At 68.6% G+C, this 20,146-nt stretch carries 18 protein-coding genes; 13 read left to right on the forward strand and 5 right to left on the reverse strand.

Translation table 11 applies throughout. The features are described from left to right. Positions 1–17: 17 nt before the first annotated feature. On the forward strand, positions 18–6,050 hold the full coding sequence (locus ACAM55_RS18210) for an alpha-2-macroglobulin (protein ID WP_369652886.1): 6,033 nt from the start codon (positions 18–20) through the stop codon (positions 6,048–6,050). A 45-nt stretch (positions 6,051–6,095) separates the two neighbouring features. Then, complete coding sequence (locus ACAM55_RS18215; protein WP_369652887.1) at positions 6,096–6,740, forward strand: hypothetical protein; 645 nt, start codon at positions 6,096–6,098, stop codon at positions 6,738–6,740. Between the two features lie 34 nt (positions 6,741–6,774). Here ACAM55_RS18215 and ACAM55_RS18220 read toward each other — a convergent pair whose 3' ends face one another. From ACAM55_RS18220 to selD, 5 genes are all read right to left on the reverse strand, one after another. Further along, positions 6,775–7,296: an O-acetyl-ADP-ribose deacetylase gene (locus ACAM55_RS18220; protein WP_369652888.1), complete on the reverse strand. Its 522-nt coding sequence runs from the start codon at positions 7,294–7,296 to the stop codon at positions 6,775–6,777. 91 nt (positions 7,297–7,387) lie between these two features. Continuing rightward, complete coding sequence (locus ACAM55_RS18225; protein ID WP_369652889.1) at positions 7,388–7,636, reverse strand: DUF3297 family protein; 249 nt, start codon at positions 7,634–7,636, stop codon at positions 7,388–7,390. 118 nt (positions 7,637–7,754) lie between these two features. Continuing rightward, positions 7,755–8,198: a ribonuclease HI family protein gene (locus ACAM55_RS18230; RefSeq protein ID WP_369652890.1), complete on the reverse strand. Its 444-nt coding sequence runs from the start codon at positions 8,196–8,198 to the stop codon at positions 7,755–7,757. Positions 8,199–8,211: 13 nt separating this feature from the next. Beyond that, positions 8,212–8,700 (reverse strand): DUF4124 domain-containing protein, encoded by a 489-nt coding sequence (locus ACAM55_RS18235; protein WP_369652891.1) that lies wholly within the window; start codon positions 8,698–8,700, stop codon positions 8,212–8,214. Between the two features lie 101 nt (positions 8,701–8,801). After that, positions 8,802–9,881, reverse strand: a complete 1,080-nt coding sequence (gene selD / locus ACAM55_RS18240) for a selenide, water dikinase SelD (protein WP_369652892.1) — start codon at positions 9,879–9,881, stop codon at positions 8,802–8,804. Positions 9,882–9,999: 118 nt separating this feature from the next. Between selD and ACAM55_RS18245 the strand changes: the two genes are divergently transcribed. The 11 genes from ACAM55_RS18245 (at position 10,000) to ACAM55_RS18295 (ending at position 20,071) form a co-directional block, all read left to right on the forward strand. After that, on the forward strand, positions 10,000–10,857 hold the full coding sequence (locus tag ACAM55_RS18245) for a putative selenate ABC transporter substrate-binding protein (RefSeq protein ID WP_369652893.1): 858 nt from the start codon (positions 10,000–10,002) through the stop codon (positions 10,855–10,857). A gap of 31 nt (positions 10,858–10,888) precedes the next feature. Further along, positions 10,889–11,728, forward strand: coding sequence for a phosphonate ABC transporter ATP-binding protein (locus tag ACAM55_RS18250; protein WP_369652894.1), 840 nt, complete (start codon positions 10,889–10,891; stop codon positions 11,726–11,728). Continuing rightward, on the forward strand, positions 11,725–12,576 hold the full coding sequence (locus ACAM55_RS18255) for a PhnE/PtxC family ABC transporter permease (protein ID WP_369652895.1): 852 nt from the start codon (positions 11,725–11,727) through the stop codon (positions 12,574–12,576). Before ACAM55_RS18250 ends, ACAM55_RS18255 begins: the two co-directional genes overlap by 4 nt. Next, positions 12,573–13,379, forward strand: a complete 807-nt coding sequence (gene phnE, locus ACAM55_RS18260) for a phosphonate ABC transporter, permease protein PhnE (protein WP_369652896.1) — start codon at positions 12,573–12,575, stop codon at positions 13,377–13,379. Before ACAM55_RS18255 ends, phnE begins: the two co-directional genes overlap by 4 nt. Next, positions 13,372–14,445: a tRNA 2-selenouridine(34) synthase MnmH gene (gene mnmH / locus ACAM55_RS18265; protein ID WP_369652897.1), complete on the forward strand. Its 1,074-nt coding sequence runs from the start codon at positions 13,372–13,374 to the stop codon at positions 14,443–14,445. Before phnE ends, mnmH begins: the two co-directional genes overlap by 8 nt. 26 nt (positions 14,446–14,471) lie before the next feature. Next, on the forward strand, positions 14,472–14,897 hold the full coding sequence (locus tag ACAM55_RS18270; RefSeq protein ID WP_369652898.1) for a GNAT family N-acetyltransferase: 426 nt from the start codon (positions 14,472–14,474) through the stop codon (positions 14,895–14,897). After that, positions 14,894–15,811 (forward strand): LysR family transcriptional regulator, encoded by a 918-nt coding sequence (locus ACAM55_RS18275; RefSeq protein ID WP_369652899.1) that lies wholly within the window; start codon positions 14,894–14,896, stop codon positions 15,809–15,811. Before ACAM55_RS18270 ends, ACAM55_RS18275 begins: the two co-directional genes overlap by 4 nt. Positions 15,812–15,958: 147 nt before the next feature. Next, entirely contained in the window at positions 15,959–16,654 is a 696-nt protein-coding gene (locus tag ACAM55_RS18280) for a hypothetical protein (protein ID WP_369652900.1), read from the forward strand. Positions 16,655–16,693: 39 nt separating this feature from the next. Next, positions 16,694–18,004, forward strand: a complete 1,311-nt coding sequence (locus tag ACAM55_RS18285) for an MFS transporter (protein ID WP_369652901.1) — start codon at positions 16,694–16,696, stop codon at positions 18,002–18,004. A 34-nt stretch (positions 18,005–18,038) separates the two neighbouring features. Then, positions 18,039–18,725 (forward strand): DUF2848 domain-containing protein, encoded by a 687-nt coding sequence (locus ACAM55_RS18290; RefSeq protein WP_369656422.1) that lies wholly within the window; start codon positions 18,039–18,041, stop codon positions 18,723–18,725. Then, the gene (locus ACAM55_RS18295) at positions 18,725–20,071 is read left to right on the forward strand and encodes an amidase (RefSeq protein ID WP_369652902.1); all 1,347 of its coding nucleotides are present in this window, start codon (positions 18,725–18,727) and stop codon (positions 20,069–20,071) included. Before ACAM55_RS18290 ends, ACAM55_RS18295 begins: the two co-directional genes overlap by 1 nt. Positions 20,072–20,146 lie beyond the last annotated feature (75 nt).

Raw genomic sequence — 20,146 nt, forward strand, 5'->3', positions numbered from 1 at the left:
CAAGGTGGAGAAAAAAATTGAAAAAAACCATTCCAGCATTGCTCCTGGCCGGCAGTGCCTTTTTTGCCGGCCCAGGCCATGCCATCCAGATCACCAGCCTGACGCCGCAAGGCGAGGTGGCGCGCGTGCGCCAGATCGTCGCCAAGTTCGACCAGCCCGCCGTCAATTTCGGCGACCCGAAGGCGCCAGCGCCGCTCACCGTGAGCTGCACCGACGCGCAAGCCGGCAAAGGCACGGGCCGCTGGACCGATGCGAAAGCCTGGGTCTACGACTTCGAGAACGACCTGCCGCCCGGCGTGCGCTGCACCGTCACGCGCATCTCCACCTTCAAGCCCAGTTCGGGCGGTGAGCTGACCGGACCGGATCGCTATCAATTCAATAGCGGCGGCCCGTTCGTGCGCAACTTCATGCCGGACAGCTATGGCCGGATCGACGAGCAGCAGATGTTCGTGCTCGAACTCAACGGTGCGGCCACGGTCGAGAGCGTTCGCCAGAACGTCTGGTGTGCGGCCGACGGCATCGGTGAGCGCATTCCGGTCAAGCTGCTCGACGGCGAGCAGCGCGCGGGTCTCCTCAAGGCCTTCGGCCGCGAAAAGGAAACCGCCAAGGACCCGCTGCGCTTCATTGCGCTGCAGTGCAATCGCACGCTGACGCCGGGCAGCAAGGTGCAGATCGTCTACGGCAAGGGCGTGGCCACGCCCTCGGGTGTGGCCAACAATGTGGAGCGCCGCCTGAGCTTCCAGGTGCGCGAGCCGTTCGCGGTGTCTTTCACCTGCGAGCGCGAGAACGCTCAGGCCGCCTGCCTTCCGCTGCGGCCGATGCAGCTGCAGTTCAATGCGCCGGTCACGCGCAAGCTGGCCTCGCAGATCCAGCTCAAGGGCGGCGGCAAGACGATTGCCGCCACGCTCGAGAACGACGGCGGCGCGGCCAGCGAAGACGACGTGGTCAGCTCCGCGAGCTTCGGTCCGCCGCTCGCGGAAGACACCAAGTTCACCATCGAACTGCCCGCCAAGTTCGAGGACGCCTCGGGCCGGCCGCTGGCCTCGCCCGGCACTTTTCCGCTGAAGGTGGCCACTGGCGCGATGCCGCCGCTGGCCAAGTTCGCGGCCTCGCCTTTCGGCGTGGTTGAGCGCCTGGCCGAACCCGGCACGCCGGCCATGATGCCGGTGACCGTGCGGCGCGTGGAACCCGCGCTCATGGTGCAGGCGCTCACGCCCGGCAAGGTCAGCGACATGAACCCGAAGACCGACGCCGAAATCATCGCGTGGTTCCGCAAGGTGCGCCGCTACGAGGAATACACCGTGACCCGCGAACAGGCGCGCAAGGACGTCAAGGGCGCGCTCCCGCCTGTGATCGAGAACAACGATCGCACCAACGTGCAGAGCCGCATGCTGTCGCTGCTGGCGGGCCAGCCGGGCGTGAAGGCGCTCGACATGCCCAAGGCCCAGAGCGGCGACCCGCGCCCGTTCGAAGTCATCGGCATCCCGCTGACGCCGGGCTTCCACGTGCTCGAGATCGCTTCGCAAAAGCTGGGCGACGCGCTGCTCGACGAGCGCTACGGCGCCAGCCGCACGATGTACGTGCGCACCACCGCGCTGGCCACGAACCTCGCGGTGCACTTCAAGCTCGGCCGCGAGAATTCGATGGCCTGGGTCACCACGCTCGACAAGGGCAAGGTGGTGCCGAATGCCGAGGTGCGCGTGTCCGACTGCCACGGCGTCGCCGTTGCATCGGGCACCACCGACGCCAGCGGCATCGTCAGGCTTGCCGGCATCGCACCCGATGCGCCCAGCTGCTATAGCCCGGGCGAATACAGCAACAACGCATGGTTCGTCAGCGCGCGCGCCAAGGATGACAAGGGCGTCGAGGACCTGGCCTTCACCTGGAGCGACTGGCAGCGCGGCATCGAGCCCTGGCGTTTCAACGTGCCCACCAGCCTGCAGGCCGAGCCCGACCGCGTGGCCCACACCATCTTCGACCGCACGCTGCTGCGCGCCGGCGAAACGGTGTCGATGAAGCACCTGATCCGCACCCAGACCAGCAAGGGCTTCGGCCTGCCAGAGGCCCGGCCCGATACGCTGGTGGTGACCCACACCGGCAGCGGCCAGCGCTTCACGCAGCCGCTGGCCTGGCGCAAGACGCCCACCGGCGGCCTGAGCGCGGAAAACACCTTTGCCATCCCGCCGGCCGCCAAGCTCGGCGTGTACGAGGTCATGCTGCGCACCGGCAAGGGCAAGGACGCCAACAGCGGCGACTCCGAAGACGAAGGCGATGGCGACGACAGCGGCCGCAACCGCAGCTTCTCCACCGGCCAGTTCCGCGTCGAGGAATTCCGCCTGCCCGTACTCGAAGGCCGCATCGCCCCCACCGACAAGAAGCCGCTGGTGAACGCGCTCTCGGTGCCGGCCGACGTGCAGATCAACTACGTGGCCGGGGGCGGGGCCGCCAACCTGCCGGTGCGCGTCTCGGCGATGGTGCGCGGCAAGAGCCTGAGCTTTGCCGACCACGACGCCTTCAGCTTCAACCCGCCGCGCGTGCAGGCCGACAGTTCGCAGGCGGCCGCGCCCGCAGCCGACACCGCAGGCGGCGAGGAAGACATCAACAGCGCCAGCGACACCCGCGTGATCGCCGACAAGCTGCCCCTCACGCTCAACAAGGACGGCGCCGGCAAGGTCACGATCGACAAGGTGCCCAAGGTCAAGGCCGCGCGCGAGCTGCTGCTCGAGGCCACCTATGCCGACCCGAACGGCGAAGTGCAGACCATCCGCAGCACGCAGACGCTGTGGCCGGCATCGGTCATCGCCGGCATCAAGACCGAGGGCTGGGTGTCCACGAGCCAGAAGCTCAAGTACCAGGCGCTCGCGCTGGACCTTTCGGGCAAGCCGCAGGCCGGCGTCACGCTCAACGTGCGCGCCGTGGCGCGCATCACCACCACCAGCCGCAAACGCATGGTGGGCGGCTTCTACACCTACGACAACAAGACCGAGACCAAGGACATCGGCACCGTCTGCAGCGGCAAGAGCGACGCGCGCGGCCTGCTGCTGTGCGAGTCGGTGCTCAAGGAGGCCGGCGAGGTCGAGCTGGTGGCCAGCGCCACTGACAGCGAAGGCCGCGACAGCCGCGCTGCCAGCTCGGTGTACGTGACCAGGCAGGGCGAACTCTGGTTCGGCGGCGAGGACAACGACCGCATCGACGTGCTGCCCGAGAAGAAGAGCTACCAGCCCGGCGAGACCGCCAAGTTCCAGGTGCGCAGCCCGTTCCGCTTTGCCACCGCGCTGGTGTCGGTGGAACGCGAAGGCATCATCGAGACCCGCGTGGTGCAGCTCGACGGAAAAGACCCGACCGTGAGCCTGGAGGTCAAGCCCGAATGGGGGCCGAACGCCTACGTGAGCGTGCTCGCGCTGCGCGGGCGCCTGCGCGAAGTGCCGTGGTACAGCTTCTTCACCTGGGGCTTCAAGGCACCGCGCGAGTGGTGGACCGCCTTCTGGTACGAAGGCAAGGAATACGTCGCCCCCACCGCGATGGTCGACCTGAGCAAGCCCGCCTACCGCCTCGGCATGGCCGAGATCCGCGTCGGCACGCGCGCGCACCAGATCGACGTGACCGTGACCAGCGACAAGCCCAGCTACCCGGTGCGCAGCAAGGCGCAGATCACCATCTCCGCCAAGCTGCCCGACGGCAAGCCCGCGGCCGGCGCCGAAGTGGCCTTGGCCGCGGTCGACCAGGCGCTCCTGGAGTTGATGCCCAACGACAGCTGGAACCTGCTCAACGCCATGCTGCAGCGGCGCAGCTGGGGCGTCGCCACCTCCACCGCACAGATGGAAATCGTCGGCCGGCGCCACTACGGGCGCAAGGCCGTGCCCGCGGGCGGCGGCGGCGGCAAGGGGCAGACGCGCGAACTGCTCGACACCCTCCTCTTGTGGAACCCGAAGGTGGTGCTCGACGCCAACGGCCAGGCCGTGGTGACGGTGCCGCTCAACGACGCGCTCACCACCTTCAGGATCGTGGCCGTGGCCGATTCGGGCACCAGCCTCTTCGGAACCGGCCAGGCCAGCATTCAGGCCACGCAAGACCTGCAGATCATCAGCGGCCTGCCGCCGCTGGTGCGCGAGGACGACCAGTTCCGCGCCCAGATCACGCTGCGCAACACCACGCAAAAACCGATGAAGGTCGAAGCCACGCCGCGCGCCACGCTGCTCACGCTCGAGACGCAGACGGTCGACATTCCGGCCGGCGAAGCGCGCGAGGTGGCCTGGACCGTGACCGCACCCGCACAGCTCGCGCAGACGCGCGCCGAAGCAATCCTGTGGGAGATCGAGGCGAAAGACACGCTCGGCGGCGCGCGCGACGCGCTCAAGGTGCGCCAGCGCATCGTGCCCTCGGTGCCGCTCACGGTGCAGCAGGCCACGCTGGTGCAGGTCGATGGCCCCTTCACACTCGACGTGGCACCGCCCGCCGACGCCCTGCCCGGCCGCGGCGGCCTGAAGCTTTCTCTGCAGCCCAGGCTCGCCGAAGGCCTGCCGGGCGTGCGCGACTGGTTTGCCAACTACCCTTTCATCTGCCTCGAACAGAAGACCAGCAAGTCGGTTGGCCTGCGCGACGCGAAGATGTGGCAGGGCGTGCTGGCCCAGCTGCCGACGTACCTGGACAGCGACGGCCTGGCCAGCTACTTTCCGCCGCGCGACGGCGAGTCCAACCGCGGCAGCGACATCCTCACCTCCTATCTGCTGGCGGCAACGCACGAGGCGGCGGCGCTGAACCCGGCCTTTGCGCTGCCGGACGAAGCGCGCGCGCCGATGGAATCGGGCCTCATCGCCTTTGTCGAAGGCCGCATCCAGCGCGAGTTCTGGAGCCCGCGCAAGGACCTGGACGTGCGCAAGCTCGCCGCGCTCGAGGCCCTCTCACGCTACGGCACGGCCAAGGGCAGCATGCTCGGCAGCATCACCATCGCGCCGAACCAGTGGCCCACCAGCGCGGTGATCGACTGGCTCAACATCCTGAAGCGCGTGCAGGACGTGCCGCAGCGCCAGCAGCGCCTGGACGAAGCCAACAACGTGCTGAAGGCGCGCCTGTCGTACCAGGGCACCAAGCTCGTCTTCAGCACCGAGCAGGACGACTACTGGTGGTGGCTCATGACCAACGGCGACGTCAACACCGCGCGCCTCCTGCTCAGCGTGATGGACGACGCGGCGTGGAAGGACGACATCGGCAAGCTCGCCAACGGCTTCATCGGCCGCCAGCAGAACGGCGCCTGGCACACCACCACTGCCAACCTGTGGGGCGGGCTCGCGCTCGAGAAGTTCTCCAAGGTGTTCGAAAGCACGCCGGTGGCCGGCGTCACCGCCGCCACGCTGGGTGCCGTGAAGGCCCAGGTCGACTGGCGCAACGTCACGCGCGCGAAGACCACCGACCCTGCCGGCGCGCCGAACCAGAGCACCTTCTTCGGCGCACCCGCCTCGCCGGGCAATCTGAAGAACAACACCATGTTCCTGCCCTGGTCCGCATCACCCGCGGGCGCACCGGTGCGCGACACGCTGCTGGTCACGCAGCAAGGCACCGGCAAGCCGTGGCTCACGATGCAGTCGATTGCCGCGGTGCAGTTGAAGGCGCCGTTTGCCGCCGGCTATGCCGTCAAGAAGACCATCACGCCGGTCGAGCAGGCCATTGCGGGCAAGTACACCCGCGGCGACGTGCTGCGCGTGACGGTCGAGGTGAACGCCAGCACCGACATGACCTGGGTCGTGGTGAGCGACCCGATCCCGGGCGGCGCAACCATCCTCGGCACCGGCCTGGGCCGCGACTCGCAGATCGCCACGCAGGGCGAGAGAAAGTCGGGCGCCGGCTGGCTGGCGTTCGAAGAGCGCAGCTTCGAGGCCTTCCGCAGCTACTACGAGTACCTGCCCAAGGGCGTGGTGAAGGTCGAATACACCGTGCGCCTCAACAACGTGGGCGACTTCGCGCTGCCGCCGAGCCGCGTCGAAGCGATGTACGCGCCGGAAATGTTCGGCGAGACGCCGAATGCGCGGGTGAAGGTGGAGGCGGCGAAGTGAGCCGCGCCGCAACCGACTGACCAGGCAAAAGAGAGAAGGAACACCATGGGTTTGGCCATCAGCGTTGGCGCACTTGCCGACTTGCTGGAGAACGACACCGAAGGAGCCGAGTGGCTCCAGGAAGACCTGGTGGTAGTGAACAAGGTGCTGGCAGCGGCGGGACTTCCGCCGCATGCCGAGCCCCGTGAGCTGCCATCACTGGATTCCCGTGCGTCGCTCGACAGCTTTCCGTACTCGTTCATCCACCACCTGCGCCGGGCTTATGCGCACCGGCTGATGTCGCCAGACTGGGTGGCAACGCCAGTGGAAGATGGTGTCGATCCCGCGGACGATCCGGCCATTCAGGCCGCGCTCGACCAATCAGACAGCCACCTCATCTGCCACTCGGACGCGGAAGGGTTCTATGTGCCGGTCGAATTCGACGAGGTGCTGTTCTCCGATTCCGACGACGAAGAACTGAGCGGCGGCATGCTCGGCTCATCCTACCGTCTGCGCGACGAGCTGGTGCTGGTGGCGCCCGCGCTCGGCATCGCCCTCACCGACGGCCAGCTGTCGGACGAGGAAGCCGCGCGCATCGAAGGCCTGATCGATGCCGACGAAGGCCTCTACCGCGAATATGCGTCGTGGCTGCTGCTCTACGAATCGGCACGGCTGAGCATCGCGCACAGAACGGCAATCGTTTTTTGCTGAGCCACTTTGCCGCCGTGATGGCTGCATCCTTGATTCACGCAGGCCCCGCCGCCGCAAGCACCGCCTCGTACACGGCAAGGTCCGCGTCCGAGAAGCAGCAGAACGTGACCTCCTCCACGCTGGAGCCTGCAGCCAGCGCCGATTGAACCGTGGCCACCGCGACGGGGGCCGCGAGTTCGATCGGGTAGCCGTAGATGCCCGTGCTGATCGATGGAAACGCAACCGTCCGTGCGCCGCATTGCTCGGCAATTTCCATCGACTTCCGATAACACGACGCCAGCAGCTGCGGCTCGCCGTTCGAGCCACCGCGCCAGACCGGCCCGACGGTGTGGATGATGAACGGGGCCGGCAGCCGATAGCCCTTGGTCAGCTTGGCGTCGCCCGTCTTGCAGCCCGCCAGCAGGCGGCACTCGTTGAGCAGCTCGGGCCCGGCGGCGCGATGGATGGCGCCATCGACGCCGCCTCCGCCCAGCAGCGATGAATTTGCCGCATTGACGATGGCATCGACCTGCAGCCTGGTGATGTCACCGCGCACAGCGCGAAGAGCTTTCTGCATGGCTTTGATCTGCGTCGAGGGGAATGGTTGGCAGATTACTCCCGGCGCCAGACCCACGTCGGCTGCTCGGCTACTCACGCAGCGGATTCTCCTAGCGGTAGAACGCCTCGACCCTGCCCTTCAGCTTGATCAGCAGCGGCTTGCCCTTGCGGTCCACCGTCTTGCCCGCGGGCACCTTGATCCAGCCTTCGCTGATGCAGTATTCCTCCACGTCGAGGCGTTCCTTGTCGTTGAAGCGGATGCCGATGTCGTGCTCGAAGACGGCCGCCACGTGGTGCGGGCTGCGCGGATCGGACGACAGATGATCGGGAAGAGGCGGAAGGGGATTGGCTTCGGTCATGGAATAGAAAAACGTTTCCTGAAAACGGTGCCGCCCCGCCCTCGCGCTCTGCGGGCCGGTGCGGCAATCAAGACGCGGATGATATGGCTTCTCCCACCGGCCACCGCCGCAGCCTCTGCTAGCGCCGCTTCTTCGTCGCCTTGGCAGCAGGCTTGGGCGCAAAGCCCAGCGAGGCGCGCGCGAGCGCATCGGCCTCGTGGTTGCGGTGCCTGGGCACCCATCGCAGGCTCGCCTCTTCGAACGAGCCAAGCAAGGCGCGGGCATCCTCGAACAGGCCGGCCATGCGCACGATCGGCCTGGCGCCGGGCGCGCCGAGCTGTTCGACGAGGATGCTGTTGTCGGTGTAGGCAAGCACCGAGGTCGCGCCCCTCGCCTTCAGTTCCTCGAGGGCGAGAGTCAGCGCCCTCAGCTCGGCTTCGTTGTTGCAGCCGATGGCATGGCTGGCCAGCGACAGGGTGTGGCGGGTGCCATCGGGCTCGGTGATGACCGCGCCGGCCCCCATGCGGCCGGGGTTCGGCATGGCGCTGCCGTCGCAGTACACGGTCCAGGGGCGAAGTTGCATCGGCTCCGGCGGCTCAGCAGTTGTTGCGCTTGATGCCCGCGAGGTTCTGGCAAGGCCGCTGGCCCGGCGGCGGGCCCGGGTCCTCCTGCGGGCGGGGGTGCCGTGGACGAACGATCGGGCGGCCGCCGTCGTAGTACGGCTCCGGCCCCCAGGTATAGACCGGTGCCGGCTCGGACACCGGGCGCTCGTCGACGCTGCGCGGGATGATGGCCGGGCCCTGTGGCGCATTGCCGGCCGGCGGCTGTGGCAGCGCCGCGCGCGGTGACGCCGTGGACGACGGCCTGCGCGCTTCGTCGGACCCAACCGGCGGGACCACGGTCAGCGGCTCGGTGAGGGGTACCTGGCGCGAGAGGCGGCTGCCGGCGGGGCAAGGACCGTCGGTGTAGACGATGCGTCCGTTCGCATCGGTGCAGCGAACCACGTCGGCAGCCTGCACGCCCATGGCGGCGACAGCGGCCATGGCGCCGAATACCGGAATGAAGAGAACCGATGTGCGCATCATGCGACCTCCGTTGTGGGCTGCCGAAGACGTCCGCGTCTCCCCTGCACCGCATTCTGGCCCCAAGTCGCGCCGCGCGCCGGCCCGCGGAGTCTTCGCGGTCTTCACGCCGAGACGCGCAGCCGCGCGGGGCCCTGCTCCATCCGGCCGATGACCGCGGCATGCGCAAAGCCCTCACCCTGAAACACCTGCAGCACCGCATCGGCCGATTCGGCCGCGCAGCTCACGAGCAGCCCGCCCGAGGTCTGCGGATCGCTCAGCAGCGCCTGCGCCGTGGCAGGCAGGCCGTCTGCCAGCTCTATCTCTTTGCCATAGCCGGCCCAGTTGCGTCCCGACGCCCCGGTGACAAAACCGTCCGCCACCATCTCGGCCACACCGTCCAGCAGCGGCACGCGCGGCCAGTCGATGGTGACCGTGAGCCCGGCGCCGCGCGCAAGCTCCAGCGCATGGCCGGCCAGTCCGAAGCCGGTAACGTCGGTCAGCGCGTGCACGCCCGGCATGGTGGCCAGCGCAATGCCCGGCGTGTTGAGCCGCGTGGTGTTCTCGATGAGCTGCCGATAACCGGCAAGCGACAGCTTCTCTTTCTTGAGCGCGGCCGAGAGCACGCCCACCCCCAGCGGCTTGCCCAGCACCAGCACGTCGCCCGCGCGCGCCTCGGCGTTGCGCTTGACGTGGGCCGGATCGACCAGGCCCATCACCACCAGCCCGTAGATCGGCTCGACCGAATCGATGGTGTGGCCGCCCGCAATCGGAATGCCGGCCGCGCGGCACACGTCCTGCCCGCCGCGCACGATGTCGCCGATGACTTCCACCGGCAGCTGGTTGACGGGCATGGCAACCAGCGCCAGCGCCATGATCGGCTTGCCGCCCATCGCATAGACGTCACTGATGGCATTGGTGGCGGCAATACGGCCGAACTCGTAGGGGTCGTCGACGATGGGCATGAAGAAGTCGGTCGTCGCGATCAGCGCCTGCTTGTCGTTCAGGCGGTACACGGCCGCGTCGTCGGCGGTTTCGATACCCACCATCAGCTCCGGCGGAATCAGGCCACCGCCGCTGTTCTTCAGTATTTCCGACAGCACGCCGGGCGCGATCTTGCAGCCACATCCGCCGCCGTGCGAGAAGCTGGTGAGCCGCAGCGGTGCCAGCGGATTGAGGGGGGAAATCGTCGGGGTGTCGGTCATGGCGCAATTCGGATCGGGGCGGTCGTCCATTATCGAAGGCGGCCGCAAACGGCGCCCGCGCGCGGGTTTCTACAATCGAGGGTTGTCCGTCCTCCCCTGCGCCATGCCGCGCCACCCCATGAAACCCCTCCTTCGCATCGCCCTTGCACTTTCGCTGTCCGTCCTCGCCCTGGGTGCCTCCGCACAGGGCAAGGTGCTGCGCGTGTCCGCCATTCCCGACGAGGCGCCCACCGAACTGCAGCGCAAGTTCACGCCGCTCGGCGACTACCTGAAGAAGGAAACCGGCATGGACGTGCAGTTCACGCCGGTGACCGACTACGCCGCGGTGGTCGAAGGCCTCGCCACGAACAAGATCGACCTGGCCTGGCTCGGCGGCTTCACCTTCGTGCAGGCCCGCATCCGTACCAACGGCGGCGTGGTGCCGATCGTGCAGCGTGCCGAAGACGAGGTGTTCACCAGCAAGTTCATCGTGCCGGTCGATAGCACTGCCAAGACGCTGGCCGACCTGAAGGGGAAGACCTTCGCGTTCGGTGCGCCTTCGTCCACCTCGGGCAGCCTGATGCCGCGCTACTTCCTGATGCAGGCGGGCATCGATCCCGAGAAGGACTTCAAGACGGTGGCTTTCTCGGGTGCACACGACGCCACCGTGGCCTTCGTGGCCGCCTCGCGGGCCGAAGCCGGCGTGCTGAATGCGTCGGTGTGGGAGAAGCTGGTCGAGAGCAAGAACCCGAACGCCGCCAAGGTGCGCGTGCTGGCCACCACCCCCACCTACTACGACTACAACTGGACAGTGCGCCCCGGCCTCGACCCGGCACTGACGAAGAAGCTCACCGAAGCCTTCCTGAAGCTCGATCCGGCGGACCCGGCCATGAAGGACATCATGAACCTGCAGCGCGCGAGCAAGTTCATAGCCACCAAGTCGTCGAACTACGACGGCATCGAAGCCGCCGCCAAGTCGGCCGGTCTGGTCAAGTGACACGGCCTGGGCGCGCCGCCGGAGCCGTCGCGTGAGCTTTTCGCTCGACGACGCCGGGCTGGTGCACCCGAACGGCCATCGCGCGCTGCAGGGTGTGTCGCTCGCCGCGCGCAACGGCGAACGGCTGGCGGTCATCGGCCCCTCGGGCGCGGGCAAGACCACGCTGCTGCGCGTGCTCGGCGCCGCGCTGCGGCCCGGCGAAGGCACGGTGCAGCTGCTCGGCGAAGCACCATGGCGCCTGTCCACGCCGGCGCTACGCAAGCTGCGGTCGCGCATCGGCACCGTGCACCAGAGCCCGCCGATCGCGCCGCGCCTGCGCGTGGTCACCGCCGTGCTTTCGGGCCGGCTCGGGCAGTGGTCCGCCGCGCGCGCGCTCGGCTCGCTGCTGCGGCCCTCGGACCTCGAAGGCGCGCACGAGGTGCTGTCGCGGCTCTCGCTCGAAGACCGCTTGTTCGACCGCTGCGACCGGCTCTCGGGCGGCCAGCTGCAGCGCGTGGGCATTGCGCGCGTGCTCTACCAGCGGCCCGCGCTGATGCTGGCCGACGAGCCGGTATCCGCGCTCGACCCGACGCTGGCCGACGCCACGCTGCAGCAGCTGGTGGCGCAAAGCGAATCAACCGGCGCCACCCTCGTGGCCTCCTTGCATGCGGTCGACCTGGCGCTGCGCTGGTTTCCGCGCATCGTGGGCATGCGCAGCGGGCAGGTGGTGTTCGACGAACCTGTCGGCAACGTGACGGAGCCGATGCTCGTGGCGCTTTATGCGAGCGAAGGCGGGCTGCCGACGCAGGCACGTGAACTGCCTCTCGACCTCGCATCCGGCGCATTCAAGGCGGGCGCGGCGAATTCCGCCCCGCGCCCGGACTGCCTGTGACCGCCGCGCAACCGCTGCCGCCACGCACGCCGCCAGCGTTGCGCGATCCCCTGTCGTGGCGCCGCCTGGCATGGCTCCTGGCTGCACTCGTCATTGCGTGGCCGATGCTGCAGCTGTCGGGCTTTGCGCCCTCGGTCCTGTTCGCGCCGGGCAACCTGCAGGTGATCGGCGGTTTCCTCGCCGGCTTCCTGCCGCCCGAAACCGCGCCGGACTTTCTCGCGATGCTGGGCAAGGCCACGCTCGAGACGCTGGCCATGGCCACGGCGGGCACGGCGCTGGCATTCGTCATCGGTGCGCCGCTGGCCTTCGTGACCACGCGCGCGCTCTCGGTCTCGCGCATCGGTCCCGGCCCGGGGCGTGCGCAGGCCGCCGCGGTGCGGCAGGCCGGGCGTTCCGTGCTGATGGTGCTGCGCGCGGTTCCCGAAATCGTCTGGGCGCTGGTCTTCGTGCGCGCGCTGGGCCTCGGCCCCGCTGCGGGCGTGCTGGCGCTCGCCATCACCTACGGCGGCATGCTCGGCAAGGTGTACGCCGAGGTGCTCGAATCGACCGACACGCGGCCCGCCCGCGCGTTGATGGAAAGCGGCAGCAGCCGCCTGGCTGCGCTTGCGTATGGCCTGTTGCCCAATTGTGCGCAGGAGCTCATCTCCTACTCCGTGTACCGGTGGGAATGCGCCGTCAGGGCCTCGGTCGTGATGGGCTTCGTGGGCGCGGGCGGCCTGGGCCAGCTCATGGACCAGTCGATGAAGATGCTCAACGGCGGCGAAGCCAGCAGCATCCTGCTGGTGTTCCTGGTGCTGGTGCTGCTCGCGGATGCGCTGAGCAATGCGTTGCGGCGGTTGCTCGCATGAAGGCCAACAACGCGCAACTTGCCCGGCCGCCGCGCTGCATCCGCTGCTGGATCGCATCGGCGCTGGTGCTCGCGGCCGTGGCGGCCAGCTTTGCCTACCTGGCGATCGACTATCGCGCCCTCTTCACGGCGGAATCGATCGGCCTGATGTGCAAGTTCATCGCCGAATTCTTTCCGCCCGATCTTTCGAGCGCCTTTCTTGCCAAGACGGTGTGGGGTGCGCTGCAGACGCTGGCCGTGTCGGCACTCGGCACGCTGCTGGCGGCCGCGGGCGCCGCCGCGCTCGCGCTGCCGGCCTCGGGGCGGTCGGGCCTGCTGGCGCGGCAAGGCTGCCGTTTTGTCCTCAACTTCCTGCGCAGCGTGCCCGAGCTGGTGTGGGCCGCGCTCATGGTGCTGGCCGCGGGCATCGGCCCGTTTGCCGGCGCGCTGGCGCTCGCGCTGCACACCACCGGCGTGCTAGGCCGCCTGTTTGCCGAAAGCCTGGAAAACGCGCCGCGCGAACCCGAACAGGCGCTGGCGCTGGGCGGTGCCGGCGCGGCGGCGGCCTTCGGCTACGGCAGCCTTCCGCTCGTGCTGCCGCAATGGCTGGCCTATGCGCTGTATCGTTGGGAAATGAACATCCGGATGGCCGCAGTGCTGGGCTTCGTCGGCGGCGGCGGCCTGGGGCAGCTCCTTTACTTTCACTTGTCGATCTTTCAACAGCAGCAGGCCATGACCGTACTGATTGCAATGTTCGGGCTGGTGGCCCTCGTCGACCTGGCGAGCGGCCGGCTGCGGCGCAACCTGGGGCACGCCCATGCGTGAGCACGACAACCCACGCCACCAGCCCACGCGCGTGGCCGACATGCACCGGTTCGACACCATCATCGACGCGCGCTCGCCCTCCGAGTTCGCGCTCGACCACATTCCCGGGGCCATCAACTGCCCGGTGCTCGACGACGAAGAGCGCCGCATCGTCGGCACCATCTACAAGCAGACAGGCGCCTTCGAGGCGCGGCGTGTCGGCGGCGCCATGGTGGCCGCCAACCTCGCGCGGCACCTGCGCGAGCGCTTCGCCGACCAGCCCTCGAACTGGCGGCCGCTCGTTTACTGCTGGCGCGGAGGGCTGCGCAGCGGCTCGATGGTGACCTGGCTGCGCCTGGTCGGCTGGGATGCGCAGCAGCTCGCCGGCGGCTACAAGAGCTTTCGCCATCACGTGCTCGCGCAGATCGAGGCCACGGTGCCGAAGCTTCGGCTCAAGGTGATCTGCGGCGCCACCGGCAGCGCCAAGACGCGGATCCTGCAGGCGCTGGCCGCGCGCGGCGAACAGGTGCTCGACCTGGAACACTGCGCCAGCCACAAGGGTTCGCTGCTGGGCGCCCTGCCCGGCGTGCCGCAGCCGTCTCAAAAGCAGTTCGAGACCCGCATTGCCACCTGCTTCGATGCGCTCGACCTGTCGCGCATGCTCTACGTGGAAGGCGAGAGCGCGCGCATCGGCCGGCTCTCGGTGCCCATTCCGCTGGTCGCGCACATGCGCGCCGCCGCCTGCATCGAAGTCCAGGCGGACGCGGCCGCGCGGCTCGACTATCTGCTGCGCGACTACGCCTACCTGGGCGACGACCGCGCCGCGCTCGCGGCCCAGCTCGACAGGTTGAAGGAAATGCAGGGCAAGGCGGTGGTGCAGCGCTGGCAGGAATGGGCACTCCAGGGCAACCTGCCGCCGCTCTTTGCCGAACTGATGGCGCTTCACTACGATCCGCACTACGAACGCTCGCAGGCGCGCCATTTCGAGAAGTGGCCGCTGCGCCAGCAGGTGGCGGCGCCGGAACTGACGGACCAGGGCATCGAAGCCGTGGCGGACGCCATCCTTCGGCTGAACGCCGCCGGCTGACCGGCCGGAAACAAGAGGCACGCAGCATGACACTCGAATGGCGCCATTCGCTCGAAGACATCGACTGGGAAGAACTCTCGCGTCTCTACCAGGCCGCACCGCTCGGCAACAAGCAGCCGGACGGTTTGAAGCTCGTGTTCTCCAACAGCATGTTCAAGTGCTTCGTGCATGACGGCGGCCGCCTGGTCGGCGCCGGGCGCGCAATGGCCGACGGGCTCGACTGCTCCTACATCTGCGACGTGGCCGTGCATCCGAGCCACCAGGGTACCGGCCTCGGCAAGGCGATCGTCTCGCGGCTCGTGGCGCTCTCGAGCGGGCACCGCAAAATCATTCTCTATGCCGTGGCCGGCAAGGAGCCTTTCTACGAGAAGCTGGGCTTCAGGCGCATGAAGACCGCGATGGCGATCTTCGAGAACCAGGCGCAGGCCGTCGAGCGCGGGCTGACCGAATGAACACGCGCTTCGTCGAGGCCTTTCTCTGGGCCGCGCGGCTCGGCAGCTTTCGCGCCGCGAGCGACCGGCTGCACATCACGCAGGCGGCCGTGTCCAACCGCGTGGCTTCGCTCGAGGAAGACATCGGCGCGCGGCTGTTCGAGCGCGATGCGCGCGAACTGCGGCTCACGCCCGTGGGCGTGCGGCTGCTGGACTATGGCGAGCGGCTGCTCGAACTGCGCCGCGAGATCGTTTCGCTGGGCCGCCCGCGCGGCGACATCCTGGGGCTGGTGCGAATCGGCGCCATCGAAACCGTGGTGCACACCTGGCTGCTCGGCTTCCTGACGAATCTGCGCTCCACCTACCCGGGCATCGAAGTGCAGCTCACCTCGGAGACCACGCGCGCGCTGCACCGCGGACTGCGCGAAGGCGCGCTCGACATCGCGCTGCAGACCGACCACATCGCGGGAGCGGGCATCGTGAGCACGCCCTGCCTACCCATGCCCATGGGCTGGGTCGGCCCGCAGGGCGCCGAGGCCGAGCAGACGGTCGAACAGCTGCTGCGCCAGCCCGTGCTCACCATGAGCCCCGGGTCCCAGCCGCACGAGGCACTGAAGTACCTGTACCGCGAAGCCGGCATTCCCATCGGCAAGGTGCACTGCGTGAGCTCGATCTCCGCGCTGGCGCGGCTGGTCAAGGCGGGCTTCGGCAACGCGCTGGTGCCGCTGCCGCCGGTCTACGAATACGTGGCGAGCGGCGACGTGCGCATCATCCAGTGCGACGCGCTCATTTCACCGCAGCGCATCGTGGTGAGCCACCTGGAAGCCGCCGACTCCGACGCCATCCGTCTCGTGGCCGAACTGGCCTGCCGCGCGTCGGACCAGTTCACGACATCGGCCTCCGCACCAGTTTGGAGCTCTTCTACAGAGGGTTAACCCTCAAATTGGCGCATGCAGGCCCCGCAAAGGGGCCACTAATTCTTTTGGCTGTGGGCCAAAAAAACTCGTTTGTGGCAGCAGGACCCTGCGGCGGAAGATCGCGCCTTCATTTCCGAAGGCCCGACCTCTTTCCTCTTTGCCGCCATGAGCACATCAGCCCCCCACCCTGCCCCCGCGCCCTCCACCGCAGTCAACGGCCTGCTGTTCGTCGCCTCGGATGTCGACGCGGCCGACGAGGCCGACTTCAACCGCTGGTACGACAAGGAGCATGTCGAAGAGCGCGTGCGCATTCCCGGCTTTCTGTCGGGTGCGCGCTACCTGTCGCTCGAAGGCGGGCGCAAGTATCTGGGCCTCTACCGCACCGAATCGCTCGAGGTGTTCGGCTCCGCCGGCTATCGCGCCGCCTTCGAGCGGCAAACGCCCTGGTCCGTCGCCAACCTCGACCGCATGCGCCAGCCGATGCGCCGCGTGTGCGCGGTGCGCGCGGTGACGGGCTTCGGCAGCGGCAGCCACCTGGCCGTGCTGCCGCTGCCCGCGACCTCGCAAGACGCCGGCGCTGAAGCACTGGCCGCGCGCGCCGCCGAAGCGGGCCGCGGCCTGGCCCAGCAGCCGGGCTTCGTGCAGTCGTACCTGTTGGTGCCCGACACCGCGCTGAGCACACCGCTGCCGCGCGAATCGGCCGTGCAGCGCGAACTGCTGCCCATGCTGGTGGTGGAGGCCAGCAGCGCCGCTGCGGCCCGTGCCGCGCGCACGCAAGCCGCCGCCGCGCTCGACACCGATCCCTCCGCGGCCTGGCTGCTGGCACTCGGCTGGAAGCTCACCGCGGCCGAGCTGAACTGAGCCTCATCGAATCCCGACGCATTCCACAAGGACATCTCCATGACTGAACACGTTCTCGACGCCCCGGTGTCCACCGCGGCACCCGCCCGCATGGGGCGCCTGGCCATGGCCAGCTCCATCGGCACCACGCTGGAGTGGTACGACTTCACCGTCTACAACATCATGGCGGCGCTGGTCTTCAACGCCATCTTCTTTCCCTCGTTCGATCCGCTGACCGGCACCATCCTGGCTTTCTCGACCTATGCGGTCGGCTACATCTCGCGGCCCCTGGGCGGCGTGGTGTTCGGCCATCTCGGCGACCGGCTCGGCCGGCGTTTCGTGCTGGTGGCCACGCTGGTCATCATGGGCGTGTCGACCGGCCTCATGGGCCTGCTGCCCACCTATGCGGCATGGGGCATCTGGGCACCCATCGCGCTGGTGGCGCTGCGCTTCGTGCAGGGCGTTGCACTGGGCGGCGAATGGGCCGGCGCGGTGCTGCTGTCGATGGAGCACGGCAAGCCCGACGAACGCGGCCGCAATGCCTCGTTCACGCAGGTCGGCCCGTCGTGCGGCACGCTGATCGGCACCGGCTTCATCGCGCTGGTGTCGGCCTGGCTCAGCCCGGAAGACTTCCAGTCCTGGGGCTGGCGCATTCCGTTCATCTCGAGCGTAGCGCTGGTGCTGTTCGGTCTGTGGCTGCGCAGCGGCGTGGACGAAACACCCGTGTTCCGCGAAATGGAACAGAAGAAGGCCACGGCCAAGACCCCCATCAAGGAAGTGATGACGCAGCACTGGCGCCGCCTGCTGGTGGCCGGTGGCTCGCGCATCGGCTCCGACGTGCTGTACGCGCTGGTGGTGGTCTTCACCCTGACCTACGTGACCACGGTGCTGCACCTGTCGCGCCCGCTCGCGCTCACGGCCACGATGATCGGCGCTGCGTGCAACGCCGTGGCCGTGCCCTGGTTCGGCAGCCTGTCGGACCGGATCGGCCGCAGGCCGGTCTACATTGCCGGCGCGCTACTCGGCATGGTCTGGGCCTTTGTGTTCTTCGTGCTGATGGACCAGGCCCGGCCGCTGACCATCTGCGCGGCCGTGGTGGGCGGGCTGATCATCCACGCCATGATGTACGGCCCGCAGGCCGCCTTCGTGACCGAGCAGTTCCCAAGCCGCGTGCGCTATGCGGGCGCCTCGCTGGCCTACACGCTGGCCGGCATCCTGGGCGGCGGCTTCGCGCCGCTCATCATCGCAAGCCTGTTCAAGTCTTGGGGCACCACGGCGGCTGTCTCCCTGTACGTGGTGGGCGCGCTGAGCCTGACGCTGATCGCGCTCATCGTGGCGCGCGAGACCGCCAACAAGCCGCTGGAGAGCTGACGTGGGCACACCCTTGCATTTCGCCTGCGAAAGCATCGGCGATGACGGCGCACGGTCGGTCGCACTCCATGCCGTGGAACCCCGCGCGCTGGTGGTGGCCGGCTGGACCGGACGCGATCTTTCGGCCATCGAACATCACATCGAGGAGCTTGCGGTGCTCGGCGTGCCGCGTCCGTCGGGCGTGCCGCTCTACTACCGCGTGGCAACCCAGTTGCTGACGCAGGCACCGTCCATCGAGGCACTGGGCGAGCAGAGCTCCGGCGAGGCCGAACCGGTGCTGTTCTTCTCGCGCGGCGAGTGGTGGCTGAGCGTCGCGTCCGACCACACCGACCGGCAGGTCGAAAGCTATTCGGTGGCTGTCTCCAAGCAGATGTGCGCCAAGCCCATGGCCGCCTCGGCCTGGCGCTGGAGCGACGTGCAGGCGCACCAGGACACGGTGGAGCTGCGTTCGCGCATCTTCGAGGACGGCCGCTGGATCGACTACCAGCGCGGCACGCTGGCAGCGATTCGCCCGCTGGCGGATTTGCGCAACGGCCTGGCCGAGGCAGCGAAGAATCCCGAAGGCCTGTTCATGACCTGCGGCACGCTGGGCGCCCTGCCCAATGCGCGCGGCCAAGGTATCCGCCCGGCCGCGCAAATGGAAATCGAGCTGCACGACCCTCGCCTGCAACGGCGCATCGTGCATCGCTATGCGGTCCAGCCGCTGCCGGTGGTGGCGTGATGCAACAAGACGACCTCACCATTGGCGCGCTGCGCGGGCGCATCGCCCTCGGCAAGCTGTCGCACGAAGCGCTGGTCGAGCAGGTGCTCGAGCGCGCGGCGCTTCCTGCCGCGCAGCACGTGTTCACACGGGTCTACGCCGACGCCGCACGCGCCGCCGCCCGGCATGCCGATGCGGCGCGCAAGGCAGGCGTGGCGCTGGGCCCTCTCGCGGGCCTGCCGGTGTCCATCAAGGACTTGTACGACGTGGCTGGCGAAACCACCATGGCCGGCTCCGCCGTGTGCGAAGGCGAGCCACCAGCGGCGAGCGACGCCGTCGCCGTTGGGCGGCTGCGCGCGCAAGGCGCGGCCATCGTCGGCAAGACCAACATGACCGAGTTCGCATTCTCCGGCGTGGGCATCAACCCGCACCACGGAACGCCGCGCAACCCGGCCGATGCCGACACGGCGCGCATCCCGGGCGGCTCGTCGTCGGGCGCGGCCGTGTCGGTGGCGCTCGGTCTTGCCGTTGCTGGATTGGGCTCGGACACGGGCGGCTCGATCCGCATCCCGGCCGCCCTCTGCGGCCTGGTCGGCTTCAAGAGCACGCAGTCGCGCGTTCCGCGCACCGGGGCCTTCGAGCTCGCGCGTTCGCTCGACACCGTCTGCGCCATGGCGCGCAGCGTCAAAGACTGCCTGATCGCCGATGCAGCCATTGCCGATGCGCCGCTGGTGGTGCGCAGGCGTCCCCTGGAAGGCCTGCGCCTTGCCGCGCCTCGAACGCTGATGTTCGACGGCATCGAACCGGCCGTCGCCCGCGCCTTCGATCGCGCCGTGCAGGCCCTGTCGGCAGCGGGCGCGCACGTGGTCGACATCACACTGGCCGAACTCGGCGAGATCGCGGCCGTCAACGCGCCCGGCGGCTTCTCTCCGGTCGAGGCGTCGGCGGTGCACCGCGAGCGATTCGCCGCCCGGCGCGAAGGCTTCGATGCCCGCGTCGCTGCACGCATCGCGCTCGGCACCGAAGTTCGCGCTGCCGACTACATCGCCATGCAGGACCGCCGGCGCGACTGGATCGTCCGCGTCGAACGCGCGCTCGAGGGCTTCGATGCGCTGATCTGCCCGACCGTGCCGATCGTTGCGCCGCCCATCGCAGCGCTGGCCGAAGACGCCGCCTTCTTCCAGGCCAACGGCCTGCTGCTGCGCAACACCTTCGCGATCAACCTGCTCGACGGGTGTTCATTCAGCCTGCCGTGCCATGCGCCCGGCGAGCTGCCTGCGGGCCTGATGCTTTCGTCGGTGCGCGGCGACGACGCGCGGCTGGCCGCGGTGGCGCTGGCAGTGGAGCCCGCGCTGCGCTTCGACTGAAAGAACGGCGGCGCGCACCCTCGAGAAACGCCGCCTCGATTCGGCTATCGGCTAGGGCCTGTCAACAGGCCCTAA

It is taken from the genome of Variovorax sp. V213 (assembly GCF_041154455.1).
Classification (GTDB): domain Bacteria; phylum Pseudomonadota; class Gammaproteobacteria; order Burkholderiales; family Burkholderiaceae_C; genus Variovorax.